This is a genomic window from Microbacterium sp. JZ31 (genome assembly GCF_016805985.1).
GTDB lineage: Bacteria > Actinomycetota > Actinomycetes > Actinomycetales > Microbacteriaceae > Microbacterium.
Genome location: NZ_CP017661.1, coordinates 3,000,066 through 3,013,634 on the forward strand (window position 1 = coordinate 3,000,066; position 13,569 = coordinate 3,013,634).

A 13,569-nucleotide genomic window follows, 5' to 3' on the forward strand; every position below is an offset into this window, starting at 1 on the left:
GTCGCCGCTCAGCGCAGGAAGAACTGCGCCGTCTGCTCGGCCTTCACCTCGCCCACCTCCACGTGGAGGTGGTACGCGGCGCCGCCGCGCGGCGCTCGCGGACGGTTCTCGTTGCCGCAGGTGGACACATCCGACCGCGTCTGGTCCCACGTCAGCGGCTCGGCGCTCTCGACCGTCTGGCCGGCCGCCAGCGTCACGATCATGTCACTCGGCTCGCTCTGGCAGTCGGTCGAACGCCACCAGGTGTCCTGGCCGCTCGTGATCACGAACCGCTGCTTCGAGGTGCCGACGTCGAGCGTGCAGTCGACGGATCCGGTGTTGGTGAGCCGGATGCTCAGCGTCACCGGCTTCGTCTCGAACGTCTCGCCGTGCACCACCGGCACCAGGTCGATCACGGTCGGATCGCACGGCTGCGGCTTCGCGGGCTCGGTCGACGACGGCGTCGGGCTCGGGCTCGCGCTCGGCGGAGGTGTCGCGCTGTCGGACGGTGCCGCCGCGGTCTCCGATGCCGTGGGCGAGGGAGCCGGCGCCGCGAGCATGCCCGCGAGCGCGCGCCACGGCTGGGCCACCACGAGCCACACGATGCCCGCGATGACGATCAGGGCGAGCAGCAGCACGGCGATCCTGCGCCGCCGGTACACGGCGGGCGAGTGTCGACGGCGCGGCTGTTCTCCCACGCATTCCAGCGTAAGCGGGGCTTGCTGAGCGATCCCGGCGGCACGCGCGCGAGCCTTCGCTTGCGCTCCGTCGGCCGCAGGCCGGTCGAGAGGACGGGCTACAGCAGCTTGAGCATGCGCGTGTTGCCCAGCGTGTTGGGCTTCACGTGCGCCAGGTCGAGGAACTCGGCCACGCCCTCGTCGCGGCTGCGCACGAGCTGCGAGTAGACATCCGGATCCACGATCTGCTCGCCGATCGGCGAGAACCCGCGACGCGTGAAGAAGTCGACCTCGAAGGTCAGGCAGAACAGGCGGCTGAGCCCCAGCTCCCGCGCGCGCTGCTCGAGTCCCTCGACGATCGCGCGTCCGACGCCGCGGTGCAGCCACGCGGGGTCGACGAGCAGGGTCCGGACCTCGCCGAGGTCCTCCCACATCACGTGCAGGGCGCCCGCGCCGATGACCCGGCCGTCCGCCTCCGCGACGAGGAACTCCTGCGTCGCCTCGTACAGCATGACGAGGTCCTTGCCGAGCAGGATGCGCTCCTGCACGAGCGGCTCGAGCATCCGATGGATGTGGACCATGTCGGCCGCGCGGGCCGCGCGCACCACGAAGGGGGCGGGCGCGATGTCGGTCACGCCCTCAGCCTATGGGCGCGAACCTGAGCCGTCGCCGGAAACGGCGGAGGGGGCGATGCCCGCAGGCACCGCCCCCTCCGAGGGAACCGGGTCGTCAGCTCGCGTTCGCCGTGATGTCCGGCGTCGCGCTGATCGCGCCGCCGCCGGTGTTCACGCCGACGGCGACCTTCTCACCGCGCGGCGCGTTCTCGAACACGAACCGGCCGTCCTCGACGTCGACCTTGATGTGGTGACCCGTGTCGAGCTGGCCGTTCAGGATGCGCTCCGACAGGCGGTCCTCGATCTCATGCTGCATGGCACGACGCAGCGGGCGCGCGCCCAGCGCGGGGTCGAAGCCGATCTCGATCAGGCGCTCCTTGGCGGCCTGCGACAGCTCGATCGTCATGTCGCGGTCGAGCAGGCGCTGGTTCAGGCGCTTCGTGAACAGGTCGACGATCTGCACCAGCTCGGGCTTCGACAGCTGCGGGAACACGATGATGTCGTCCACGCGGTTGAGGAACTCGGGCTTGAAGTGGCGCTTCAGCTCCTCGTCGACCTTGCCCTTCATCCGCTCGTACGTCGTGGTCGTGTCGCCCTCGACCTGGAAGCCGACGGGGCCACCGGCGATCGCCGACGAGCCGAGGTTCGTCGTCATGATGATCACGGTGTTCTTGAAGTCGACCACGCGGCCCTGACCGTCGGTCAGGCGACCCTCCTCGAGGATCTGCAGCAGCGAGTTGAAGATGTCCGGGTGCGCCTTCTCGATCTCGTCGAACAGCACGACGGAGAACGGCTTGCGGCGCACCTTCTCGGTGAGCTGGCCGCCCTCCTCGAAGCCGACGAAGCCGGGAGGGGCACCGAACAGTCGCGAGACCGTGTGCTTCTCGCCGAACTCCGACATGTCGAGCGAGATCAGCGCGCCCTCGTCGTCGAAAAGGAACTCGGCGAGCGCCTTGGCGAGCTCGGTCTTTCCGACGCCCGTGGGGCCGGCGAAGATGAACGAGCCCGAGGGACGCTTCGGGTCCTTGAGGCCGGCGCGCTGACGACGGATCGTCTTCGACAGCGCGGCGATCGCCTCCTCCTGGCCGATGACGCGCTCGTGCAGCGCCTTCTCCATGAAGACCAGGCGGCTGGTCTCCTCCTCCGTGAGCTTGAACACCGGGATGCCCGTGGCCTGGGCCAGCACCTCGGCGATCAGGCCCTCGTCGACCGTCGCGGCCGTCGAGACGTCACCCGACCGCCACTGCTTCTCGAGACGCAGGCGCTCGGCGAGCAGCGACTTCTCCTCGTCGCGCAGAGAGGCGGCCTTCTCGAAGTCCTGCTCCTCGGACGCAGCCTCCTTGGCCTCGCGGACGTTGGCGATCTTGTCGTCGAACTCGCGCAGCTCGGGCGGCGACGACAGGATCGACAGACGCAGGCGGGCGCCCGCCTCGTCGAGCAGGTCGATCGCCTTGTCCGGCAGGAAGCGGTCGCTGACGTAGCGGTCGGAGAGGTTCGCGGCGGCGACGATGGCGCCATCCGTGATCTGCACCTTGTGGTGCGCCTCGTACCGGTCGCGCAGGCCCTTCAGGATGTTGATGGCGTGCGGCAGCGACGGCTCCGCGACGTTCACCGACTGGAAGCGGCGCACGAGCGCGGCGTCCTTCTCGAAGTGCTTGCGGTATTCGTCCAGCGTCGTCGCGCCGATCGTCTGCAGCTCGCCGCGGGCCAGCATCGGCTTCAGGATCGACGCGGCGTCGATCGCGCCCTCGGCGGCACCCGCACCCACGAGGGTGTGGATCTCGTCGATGAAGATGATGATGTCGCCGCGCGTGCGGATCTCCTTGGTCACCTTCTTGAGGCGCTCCTCGAAGTCACCGCGATAGCGCGATCCGGCGATCAGCGATCCGAGGTCGAGCGAGTAGAGCTGCTTGTCCTTGAGCGTCTCGGGCACGTCGCCCTTGACGATCGCCTGCGCGAGGCCCTCGATCACGGCGGTCTTGCCGACGCCGGGCTCGCCGATCAGCACGGGGTTGTTCTTGGTGCGGCGCGACAGGATCTGCATGACGCGCTCGATCTCCTTCTCGCGCCCGATGACCGGGTCGAGCTTGTTGTCGCGCGCGGCCTGGGTGAGGTTGCGGCCGAACTGGTCGAGCACCTGCGAGCCGCCCTTCGAGCTGTCGCTCTCCTGCTGCGCGCCGGCGTTGACGCCCACGGGCTCCTTGCCCTGGTAGCCGGACAGCAGCTGGATGACCTGCTGGCGCACCTTGTTCAGGTCGGCGCCGAGCTTGACGAGCACCTGGGCGGCGACGCCCTCGCCCTCACGGATGAGGCCGAGCAGGATGTGCTCGGTGCCGATGTAGTTGTGGCCGAGCTGCAGCGCCTCGCGCAGGGACAGCTCGAGCACCTTCTTCGCACGCGGCGTGAACGGGATGTGCCCCGTCGGCTGCTGCTGGCCCTGACCGATGATGTCCTGGACCTGCTCGCGGACGGCGTCGAGCGAGATCCCGAGCGACTCGAGCGCCTTCGCGGCGACTCCCTCACCCTCGTGGATCAGGCCGAGCAGGATGTGCTCGGTGCCGATGTAGTTGTGGTTGAGCATCTTCGCCTCTTCCTGGGCGAGGACGACCACACGACGGGCACGGTCGGTGAATCTCTCGAACATCTCACTCCTCCTAGGCGAGGCCGGCGGCATCGGCCCACACAGCTGGGCCGCGCCGTGGTTCCACGGTAGCCAGCACGGGACGCCCGCGGTCCGCTGTTCGCCCTGGGCATAGCGCGTCGTCTCCCGGAGAGCGGAGCTTGACCGGCGCGTTCTCGAGCGCATATCGTTCTTCGATAACAACGACTATCGTTAAGGACGGGCGGGATGGCACACCAGAACATCGACAGGGGCGACCGGTACGCGAGCTGGTTCACCGCGGGCATCGCCGCGGTCGCCGGCGTGTGGATCGTGGTGCAGGCGGGCATCCGGATCGCCGAGGTGCTGCACGGGACGGATGTGCCCGTGCTGGCACCGTTCTCGGGTGAGCAGACGGTGCTGCCGATCGGCCCGGGCGGATCGGACGTGACGGTGACCGTCGATCAGGCGGTGATCGCGGCGAACAGCCTGGCGCCCATCACCTCGGTCTCACTCGTGCTCGAGGCGATCGTCGGCGCGCTCGGGTTGCTCGGGGCGCTCGTGTGCCTGGTGCTGCTGTGCATCAACCTGGCCCGCGGTGTGGCCTTCAGCCGGCTGAACAGCCGCCTGATCCTGCTCGGTACGACCTCGCTGCTCGTCGCGTGGGCCCTGGGCGGGCTTTTCCGCACGATGGGCGTCAACGGCACCTTCGCCGCCGTGAGCGAGCACTCATACGACAACGTGATCTTCTCCTCCGATCTCGGACCGCTCTTCGCCATCCTCGCGCTCGGCGCGATCGGCACAGCCTTCACCGTCGGCGAGCGCCTGCAGCGGGACACCGAGGGCCTGGTGTGATGACGAGCCCTCAACCCGCGCGTCCCGAGCTGTTCGCGCAGAGCGACCGCTGGTCCTTCATTCTCCTGGTCCCTCTGTCCGCAATCATCGCGGTGGTGATCGTGATGGAGACCGCGCAGCGGCTGGCCGCCGTGATCCCGAACGCGGACATCCCGATCGAGCTTCCGCTGGCGCCCGATGCCGCGGCGCTGGACCTCACGGCGGAGGGCGTCGCCGTCACCGCCTGGTCGGATCGGGCGACGGTGCTGCTGAGCGATGTGCCGGGCGGCGTGCACGCGGCGCTGATCGCGGCACCGCTCATCCACGGCGCGGCGATGCTCGTGGCGCTCGCGACCGCGGCCCTGTTCACCCTGAACCTCGCACGGGGCATCGCCTTCGACGTGCGCAACACGAGGCTGATCGCGATCTCCGGAGCGGCGCTGGCACTCGACCTCGCCGCGCGCTTCCCTGTCGACCTCATCGTCACGAACCATGCCCGCGCGGCGCTGGATCAGGATGTGTTCGGCGGGACGGCGACGGACTCGGGCTTCTTCCTGAGCCTGTTCCTGGTGTTCGTAATCAGCGCGGTCGCGGTCGCCTTCGCCGCGGGCGCCCGACTGCAGAAGGACACGGAGGGACTCGTATGAGCGCGGGAGGTAAAGACCCCCTGGTGGCGCTGCTGTGGCTGGCGGCCTTCGTCGCGGGCCTCGCGGTGATCGTGGGGATCGTGATGTGGCGCGGACGCCGGAAGGGAAGCCGCACGATCGCTCTCGACGCGGCGTTGACCGTCGCCGGGGCATGGCTGTTCCTCGCGGTGGTCGTCGCCGGGGCGCAGCTCATCCAGACGCTCACGAGCGTCGAGCTCACCCTCACCGACGCCCCCGTCATCTGGACCGCGGCCGAGCCCCTGACGTGCACTCACCCCGACGACCTCCCGGACGCGCCGACGGTGACGTGCGCGTCGACATCCGGAGCGGATGTCACGATCGCGAACCTCAGCATGGGTGCGCGTCTCCTGCTGGCATCGGCCCAGCTGCTGACCGCCGTCCTCGGAGCGCTTCCCGCCGCGCTGCTCGCCACGATCGCGGCTGCGGCGCTGCGCGGCGCCGCCTTCAGCCGGAGCGTGGTCCGCGCGCTCTACATCGGCGCGGGCGTCGTCCTGGTCGCGGGGATCGGTGCGGGCGTGCTGCAGGCGCTGGCCGTGTCGGCCGCACTGGGCGAGGCGCTGCCGGCGCACGGCATCGAGCCCTCCTTCTTCCGGGTCACGATCGAGCCCCTGATCTTCGTCTCCGCGCTGGCGCTGGGGGCGCTCGGTTCGGTGTTCCAGCACGGCACGGCGCTGCAGCGCGACACCGAGGGCCTGGTGTGAGCCCCGCGGACGACGAACCCACCGGCGTCCACTGCCGCCTCGACGAGCTGCTCGCCGAGCGCGGGATGACGCTCACGCGGCTGAGCGAGCTGGTCGGCGTGAGCATCGTGAACCTGTCGGTGCTCAAGAACGACCGGGCGCGCGCGATCCGGTACTCGACGCTGTCCGCCATCTGCCGCGCGCTCGACTGCGAGATCGGCGACCTGCTGGTGCGCGCCGACTGAACCGGGGGCGCGCACGGGCACGGAGATCTGCACGGATCCGGATCCGCTCAGGCGGGATCGTCCGGGACCGTGCAGATGTCCGGGATCCTGCAGCCGCACGCGCCGCCGCGGTCGCCGCCATGGAAATGCCCGAAGGCCCGCGGGGCGCCCTCACTCGCGGGGGATGGCGCCCCGGGTGTCGAGCGCGAGCTCCTCGGCGTCGATCGCGGTGAACAGCTCGCGCATGACCTCCTCGCCGAGGTTGCCGCGGTCGCGCTCCTCGATCAGGGTCCGGCGGCGCACCTCCAGCCAGCCGCGGCGCAGCTCCACCATGTCGTCGTAGCCGGGGCGGGGATCCTCCACATCCCGGTCGAACTCGGCCGCCGCGTCCGCGCCGCTCTGCACGCGCAGCATCGCCTTCGCCAGCCGGTCGAAGACCTCGGCACCCGGGGTGCCGTAGCGCTCGACCCACTCCGTCCGCTTGGCGCGCAGGTACGCCTTGCCGACCTCCCGGTTGCGCTCGAGCACCGCAGCGACCTGCTGCGCGTCCTGCCGGAACTCGTCCTCCGCGCCGACGCCCAGGCGCTTGATGAGCGGGGCCAGCGTCAAGCCCTGCAGCAGCAGCGTGCCGACGGTCACCACGAACGCCACGACGAAGATCCTCTGCACGTGCGCCTCGGGCATCGCCTCGTGGGTCAGCTCCGGGAGCGCCGCCGCCAGCGCGAGGGTCACCACCCCGCGCATGCCGGCCCACGACAGCACGGCCCGCTCCTGGACGCTGAGCACCGGCTCCAGGAGCCGCTGACGCAGGTTGCGCTCGTTCAGCTCGAGGCCGCGCCGCTCCAGCCGTCGGCGGCGTCTGCGCACGGCCCGCGCGCGAGGGTGCTCGGGATCGCGGCGGAACTGCTCGAGGCTGTGCTTCCACCGCACGACGCGGACGCCCTGGAGGAACCGCCCCCACGCGTACGCGGCGTAGACGAAGATCGGCCGCACCAGCAGCACGACCGCGAGCACGCTGAACGCCAGCAGGATGGTGGTGCCCGCCTCATCGTCGTTGAGCTCGCGCACCACTCCGGGGAACTGCAGGCCGATGTACGCGAACACGAAGCTCTCGAGCAGGAAGTCGACCGACAGCCACAGCGGCCGGTCCTGCTGGCGCGTTGCGTAGTCGGTCTTGGGCGCGTTGAAGCCCACATACATCCCCATCGCCACGACGGCGAGCACGCCGGAGCCGCCCAGGTGCTCCGCGATCGCGTACGCGCCGAACGGCACGAGCAGCCCGACCGTGCCGACGACCACCGGATCGTCGAGCCGCATGCGCAGCTGATGCACCACCACGCCGATCACGAGCCCGACCCCCACGCCCACGATCACGGCCAGCAGGAACTGCCAGATGCCCGACCACACCGTCACGGTGGCGCCGGCCAGGATCGCGGCGAACACCCGCACGAGGGTGAGGGAGGTCGCGTCGTTGATGAGGCTCTCGCCGGACAGGGCCGTCATCAGGCGCCGCGGCAGCCCGAGCTTGCGTCCGATCGCGGCCGCGGACACGGCGTCGGGCGGGCCCACGATGGCTCCCAGCAGCAGCGCGCCGGGGAGGGTGAGCTCCGGCATGATCCACCACGCGACGAGACCGACCGCGAAGGCGGTGAGGAGCACGAGCCCGACCCCGAGGCGACGGATGCGCGGCATGCTCTGCCGGAATCCGACGAAGGACACCTCGTGCGCGGCCGAGTAGAGCAGGGGCGGGAGCACGAGGTTGAGCAGCAGATCGCCGTTGATCCGCACGTCCGGCACCGCGGGGATGAGGGAGACGAGGATCGCCGCGACCGTGATCAGCAGCGGCGCCGGCCATCCGCGCCACCGGGCGAAAGCGCCCACCGCGAGGGCTCCCACGAGCACGTAGACGATCTCGGGGTTCATGCGATCAGGCTACGCGCGCGCTCCGACCGCCCCCGGTCGGGAATGCCCTCCGGGTCCGGGCGGTTGGCACAGAGGATGAGCGAGCCAGTGATCCCCGCCCTGTCCGTGCTCGACCTGGTGCCCGTGCGCACCGGTCAGTCCAGCGTTCAGGCGGTCGCCGCCTCGATGAGCCTCGCGCGGCGCGCGGACGAGCTCGGCTACCGCCGCTACTGGTTCGCCGAGCACCACAACATGCCCGCGGTCGCCTCCACGACGCCTCCCGTGCTGATCGCCGCCGCGGCGGCGCGCACCTCTCGCATCCGCGTCGGATCCGGCGGCGTGATGCTCCCCAACCACGCGCCGCTGATCGTGGCCGAGCAGTTCGCGGCCCTGGAAGCGGTGGCCCCCGGGCGCGTGGATCTCGGCATCGGACGCGCGCCCGGCAGCGACCCCGTCATCACGCAGCTGCTGCGGCGCTCGGGGACGACGAGCGAGGTCGAGCAGTTCCCCCAGCACATCACGGACATCCTGAAGCTCGTGAGCCCCGAGGGCGCGACCGTGCGCTTCACGAGCGGGGGCGAGTACGACGTGCACGCGACGCCGGCCGCGACGGGCGTTCCCGACGTCTGGCTGCTCGGCTCCAGCGACTACTCCGCGACGCTCGCGGCGGCGTACGGCCTGCCCTACGTGTTCGCGAACCACTTCGCGGGCGACGGGCTGGAGCGCGCCATGGAGCTGTACCGCTCGCAGTTCCAGCCCACGGAGCAGAACCCCAAGCCCCGCTCCTTCATCACGGCGAACGTCGTCGCGGCGCCGACGCAGGAGGAGGCCGACGCCCGCGCCCTCCCGCAGCTGCGCCAGTTCGCCCGGCTGCGCACGAACAAGCCCATGCGCGCGATCGAGACGGTCGACGAGGCGCTGGCGGCGCCGTCCGATCCGCTCGAGCAGAGCATGGTCGACCAGAACCGCGCGCGCTGGTTCGTCGGCACGGGCCCGGACGTCGCCGCCGCGCTGCGCGACTTCGCCGCGCGATACGACGTGGAAGAGGTCATGATCTCGCCCGCCGCCGGGGCGTACGCGTCCGAGCCGCTCGACGGCACCCCCGGCCGCGAGCAGACCCTCGAGCTGCTGATAGACGCGCTGCGCTGATTTGCCCCGAACTGCCGGAATCCGCCGCCGGATTCCGGCAGATTGCGGCAAGTGGCCGCCGGGGGCCACGGGGGCCGGATCAGGCGTCGGGAGCGCCCGCGATGAGGTCGCGGAGCCAGTCGCGCGCCTCGACGAAGACCTCGTCCGAGTATCGGCCGGGGTACTGCACGATCGCGCGGTCCGCACGCGGGTAGGAGCCGAGGAAGACGACGTTCGGGCTGAAGCGGCGCAGGCCCATGAGCGCGTCGGCCATGCGCTCGTCCAGGATGTGGCCGTCCGCGTCGATCACGAAGCGGTAGCGGCCGAGGGCGTCGCCGATCGGACGCGACTGGATGAGGCTCAGGTTGATGCCGCGCGTCGAGAACTGCTCGAGCATCTCGAGCAGCGTGCCCGCGCGGTCCTCCGGCAGCTCGACGATCACGCTCGTCTTGTCCGCCCCGGTCGGAGCGGGCGGCGCCGTCGGCCCCGTCACCAGGACGAAGCGCGTCACGGCGTCGGGGTTGTCGCCGATGCCGCGCGCGAGCACCTCGACGTCGTGATGCGCCGTGATGCCGGGCGGCGCGATGGCCGCCTCGGCCGGGCTCGATCCGTCGAGGACGCCGACCGCGCTGGCGACGTTGCTCGCGGCGGGCACGTGCTGGTGGCTCGGCAGGTTCGCGGTCAGCCACCCCAGGCACTGCGCGTACGCGACCGGGTGCGCACTGACGAGCTTCACATCCTCGATCCGCGTGCCGGGGGCGCCGACGAGCACGAAGTCGACGGGCACGAGGTACTCGCCGACGATGCGGAGGTTCGGGATGCGGGCGAGCGCATCCTGCGCCGTCGAGACACCGCCGTCGATCGAGTTCTCGATCGCGATCATGGCGGCGTCGCTGCGCCCCTCGGCGACCGCGGCGAGCGCCTCGCCGACGTTGTGCACGGGGTGCCAGATCTGGCCGCGGGCCTCGGGGACCTGGTCGAGCGCCGCCTCGGTGAACGTTCCGGCGGGGCCCAGGTAGCTGTATGTGCGACGAGGAGCGGCATCCGACGGCATGGGCTTCAGCCTAGCCCCGGCGCGAGAGGCGGTCCGCCCGGGCACCGCGGCACCCGGGCGGACCGGCGACGTCACGCGGAGACGCGCTCCGGCTCGGCCGCGACCTCGGCCTTGCGCGGGTTCGGCATCTGCAGGATGACCAGCACGGCGATCACGGCCGCGCCGCCGTACAGGAAGAACGCACCGGGGTACGCGGTGCCCGCGGCGACCATGAGGCCGGTGATGTAGGGGCCGATGATGGCGCCGAAGCGGCCGATGCCCGACGCCAGGCCGATGCCCGTCGCCACGAGCTCGCGCGGGTAGACGTGTCCGGCGTAGACGTACATCAGGCTCTGCGCGCTGAAGACGAACACACCCGTGATGAAGATGACGGTGGTCAGCAGCACCTGGCTGCCGAACGGGATCGCCAGCAGCACGAGGAACACGGCCGCCGCGCCGAACCACAGCATCGAGACGCCCTTGATGCCCTTCGCGTCCGCGGCGAACGCGCTGATGAGCAGGCCCGCGATCGCGCCGAGGTTGAGCACGAACAGCATCACGAGCGAGTCGGCGACGGGGTAGCCGGCCGCGCCCATGATCTTCGGCAGCCAGGCGTTCAGGCCGTAGACGAGCACGAGGCCCATGAACGCGGCGATCCACAGCCCGACCGACGAACGCAGGAACTTCGGCTTCACGACGTCCGCGAACGTGCTGCGCGGCGCCGATCCGTCGCGCGCGACCGTGCTGTCGGGGAGCTTGAACCACAGGACGGCGAGGAGAGCGAGACCGAGGCCACCGCCGAGGTAGTAGAGCGCCGACCACTCGATGCCGGCCGCGCGGCCCGTGAGGGATGCGAGCACGGCGCCCAGGTGGTAGCCGACCATCGGCAGGTTGTTGGCGAGCGCGCGGCGGCCGACGGGGGCGTTCTCCTGCATCATCGCGAGGGCGACAGGCATGCAGCCGCCGAGGCCGAGGCCCGCGATGAAGCGGACGGCGCCCATCAGGAACGCGTTGGGCATGAGGGGGAACACGATCGTGAAGATCGAGAAGACCAGCACTGCCAGGAGCAGCGGCGTGCGGCGGCCGAACCGATCGGCCAGGCGGCCCATGAACGCCGCCCCGACGCCCACGCCGATGAGCGAGAACGTGTTGACCCAGTTCATCTCGTCGACCGCGAAGCCGCCGACCTCGGGATCGGTGAGCACCGGGATGGTCGCGCCGAGCGCCACGATGTCGTAGCCCTCGAAGACCACAATCAGGAAGCACAGGATCGCGATCCACAGGTCGACGGTGGGCTTCTTCTTCGCTGCATCAAGCGTCATAGACGTCTTCGTCCTTCATTCGTGGAGTGCGCCGGCAGTCGCCGCCGGGCCGTCGGCGATCCTCACACGCAGACTCGACGCCGCCGGGAAGAACGTCCCACTGAGTGAGAAGTTCGCGTACCTTGCATGCTGCATGGCACTGCTGTCAACCGGCGCCACCCGACTACGCCGGCGCGCGCCCGCGTGGAAGACTGTCCGCCATGACGAGCCGTGCCGGACTCCCTGCCGAAGCATCCGATCTCATCGACGTCGACGAGCTGATCAGCGCGTACTACGACCGGATCCCGGATCCGAGCGTCACCGGTCAGAGGGTCGCGTTCGGGACGAGCGGGCACCGAGGGTCGAGCCTCAGCACGAGCTTCAACGAGCAGCACATCCTCGCCACGACCCAGGCGATCGTCGACTACCGCGCGGCGCAGGGCATCGAGGGCCCGCTGTTCCTCGGGCGCGACACGCACGCGCTGTCGCTTCCGGCCGAGCGCAGCGCGATCGAGGTGCTGGTCGCCAACGCGATCGACGTGCGCATCGACGCGCGCGACTCCTGGGTGCCGACCCCCGCGCTCAGCCTCGCGATCCTGACGCACAACCGCGAGCTGGAGCCCGGCGACGCCGGTCGTGCCGACGGCATCGTCGTGACGCCGAGCCACAATCCGCCGGCCGACGGCGGCTTCAAGTACAACCCGCCGCACGGGGGCCCGGCGGACACCGACGCCACCTCGTGGATCGCGGCGCGGGCGAACGAACTCATCGAGGGCGGCCTGGAGGGCGTGGGGCGCGTGCGCTTCGCCGACCTCGACGCGGGCGCGATCGCGACCTACGACTTCCGCGACGCGTACGTGCGCGAGCTCGCGTCGATCATCGACATCGAGGCGATCAAGCGCGCGGGAATCCGCATCGGAGCCGACCCGCTGGGCGGCGCGTCCGTCGAGTACTGGGCCCTAATCGCCGAGCACTACGGCCTCGACCTCACCGTCGTAAACCCGGACGTCGACCCGACGTGGCGGTTCATGACGCTCGACTGGGACGAGAAGATCCGGATGGATCCGTCCTCCCCGTCCGCGATGGCGTCGCTCGTCGCGAAGCGCGGCGAGTTCGACATCCTGACCGGCAACGACGCCGACGCCGACCGGCACGGCATCGTGACGCCCGACGCAGGGCTGATGAACCCGAACCACTACCTCGCCGTGGCGGTCGAGTACCTGTTCTCGCACCGTCCCGGCTGGTCGGCCGATGCCGCCGTGGGCAAGACCCTCGTGTCGTCCATGATGATCGACAAGGTCACGGCCGCGCTCGGGCGACGACTGCTCGAGGTGCCCGTCGGCTTCAAGTGGTTCGTGCCGGGCCTGCTCGACGGATCCGTCGCGTTCGGCGGCGAGGAGTCGGCAGGAGCGTCGTTCCTGCGCACCGACGGCACGGTGTGGACGACCGACAAGGACGGCATCCTGCTCTGCCTGCTCGCGGCCGAGATCCTCGCCGTCACCGGAAAGACGCCGTCGCAGCGCTACGCCGAGCTCGAGGCGGAGTACGGCGCGTCCGCCTACCAACGGGTCGACGCCCCGGCCACGCCCGAGCAGAAGTCGGCGCTGGCGGGGCTGGGACCGGACGCCGTGACCGCCACGACGCTCGCGGGCGAGGAGATCATCGCGAAGCTGTCGCACGCGCCCGGCAACGACGCCCCGATCGGCGGCCTCAAGGTGCAGACCGCGAGCGCGTGGTTCGCGGCGCGCCCGTCCGGCACGGAGGACGTGTACAAGCTCTACGCCGAGTCGCTGCGCGGCGAGGAGCACCTCCGCCAGGTGCAGGACGAGGCCCGCGCCGTCGTCGGCGCCGCACTGAACGGCTGAACCCGCCCCACTCGCTCTCGCATGGGGAGTACTCCCCATGCGAGAGGCCGGAATGGTCACCTGCC

Annotated in this window: 12 protein-coding genes; 6 read left to right on the plus strand and 6 right to left on the minus strand. The window is 70.6% G+C overall.

The genetic code is table 11. The features are described 5' to 3' along the window. Positions 1 to 8 precede the first annotated feature (8 nt). The 3 genes from BJP60_RS14245 to BJP60_RS14255 form a co-directional block, all read right to left on the minus strand. A complete protein-coding gene (locus BJP60_RS14245) occupies positions 9 to 677 on the minus strand; it encodes a hypothetical protein (RefSeq protein ID WP_203136522.1) in 669 nt (222 codons plus the stop codon). Between the two features lie 98 nt (positions 678 to 775). Then, positions 776 to 1,291, minus strand: coding sequence for an amino-acid N-acetyltransferase (locus tag BJP60_RS14250; RefSeq protein ID WP_261345579.1), 516 nt, complete (start codon positions 1,289 to 1,291; stop codon positions 776 to 778). A gap of 94 nt (positions 1,292 to 1,385) precedes the next feature. Beyond that, a complete protein-coding gene (locus BJP60_RS14255) occupies positions 1,386 to 3,914 on the minus strand; it encodes an ATP-dependent Clp protease ATP-binding subunit (RefSeq protein ID WP_203136523.1) in 2,529 nt (842 codons plus the stop codon). 204 nt (positions 3,915 to 4,118) lie between these two features. On the opposite strand from BJP60_RS14255, the gene BJP60_RS14260 reads away from it, so the two are divergent. The 4 genes from BJP60_RS14260 to BJP60_RS14275 are packed head-to-tail and all read left to right on the plus strand — an operon-like array spanning position 4,119 to position 6,296. Continuing rightward, positions 4,119 to 4,724, plus strand: coding sequence for a hypothetical protein (locus tag BJP60_RS14260; RefSeq protein WP_203136524.1), 606 nt, complete (start codon positions 4,119 to 4,121; stop codon positions 4,722 to 4,724). Beyond that, complete coding sequence (locus tag BJP60_RS14265) at positions 4,724 to 5,350, plus strand: hypothetical protein (RefSeq protein WP_203136525.1); 627 nt, start codon at positions 4,724 to 4,726, stop codon at positions 5,348 to 5,350. The genes BJP60_RS14260 and BJP60_RS14265 overlap by 1 nt, the downstream gene beginning before the upstream one ends. Continuing rightward, the gene (locus BJP60_RS14270; RefSeq protein ID WP_203136526.1) at positions 5,347 to 6,072 is read left to right on the plus strand and encodes a hypothetical protein; all 726 of its coding nucleotides are present in this window, start codon (positions 5,347 to 5,349) and stop codon (positions 6,070 to 6,072) included. The genes BJP60_RS14265 and BJP60_RS14270 overlap by 4 nt, the downstream gene beginning before the upstream one ends. Further along, the gene (locus BJP60_RS14275) at positions 6,069 to 6,296 is read left to right on the plus strand and encodes a helix-turn-helix domain-containing protein (protein ID WP_203136527.1); all 228 of its coding nucleotides are present in this window, start codon (positions 6,069 to 6,071) and stop codon (positions 6,294 to 6,296) included. The genes BJP60_RS14270 and BJP60_RS14275 overlap by 4 nt, the downstream gene beginning before the upstream one ends. Positions 6,297 to 6,446: 150 nt before the next feature. Here the strand turns inward: BJP60_RS14275 and BJP60_RS14280 are convergent, their stop codons facing one another. Continuing rightward, on the minus strand, positions 6,447 to 8,198 hold the full coding sequence (locus BJP60_RS14280) for a cation:proton antiporter (RefSeq protein WP_203136528.1): 1,752 nt from the start codon (positions 8,196 to 8,198) through the stop codon (positions 6,447 to 6,449). Between the two features lie 75 nt (positions 8,199 to 8,273). Here BJP60_RS14280 and BJP60_RS14285 point away from each other — a divergent pair, with 75 nt between their 5' ends. Next, on the plus strand, positions 8,274 to 9,326 hold the full coding sequence (locus tag BJP60_RS14285; RefSeq protein WP_203136529.1) for an LLM class flavin-dependent oxidoreductase: 1,053 nt from the start codon (positions 8,274 to 8,276) through the stop codon (positions 9,324 to 9,326). Between the two features lie 79 nt (positions 9,327 to 9,405). On the opposite strand, the gene pheA is transcribed toward BJP60_RS14285, so the two are convergent. Both pheA and BJP60_RS14295 read right to left on the minus strand, forming a co-directional pair. Beyond that, positions 9,406 to 10,359 (minus strand): prephenate dehydratase, encoded by a 954-nt coding sequence (gene pheA, locus BJP60_RS14290; RefSeq protein WP_203136530.1) that lies wholly within the window; start codon positions 10,357 to 10,359, stop codon positions 9,406 to 9,408. Between the two features lie 71 nt (positions 10,360 to 10,430). Beyond that, positions 10,431 to 11,660 (minus strand): MFS transporter, encoded by a 1,230-nt coding sequence (locus BJP60_RS14295; RefSeq protein ID WP_203136532.1) that lies wholly within the window; start codon positions 11,658 to 11,660, stop codon positions 10,431 to 10,433. A 200-nt stretch (positions 11,661 to 11,860) separates the two neighbouring features. On the opposite strand from BJP60_RS14295, the gene pgm reads away from it, so the two are divergent. Further along, positions 11,861 to 13,504 (plus strand): phosphoglucomutase (alpha-D-glucose-1,6-bisphosphate-dependent), encoded by a 1,644-nt coding sequence (gene pgm / locus BJP60_RS14300; RefSeq protein ID WP_203136534.1) that lies wholly within the window; start codon positions 11,861 to 11,863, stop codon positions 13,502 to 13,504. The last annotated feature ends 65 nt before the right edge of the window (positions 13,505 to 13,569 follow it).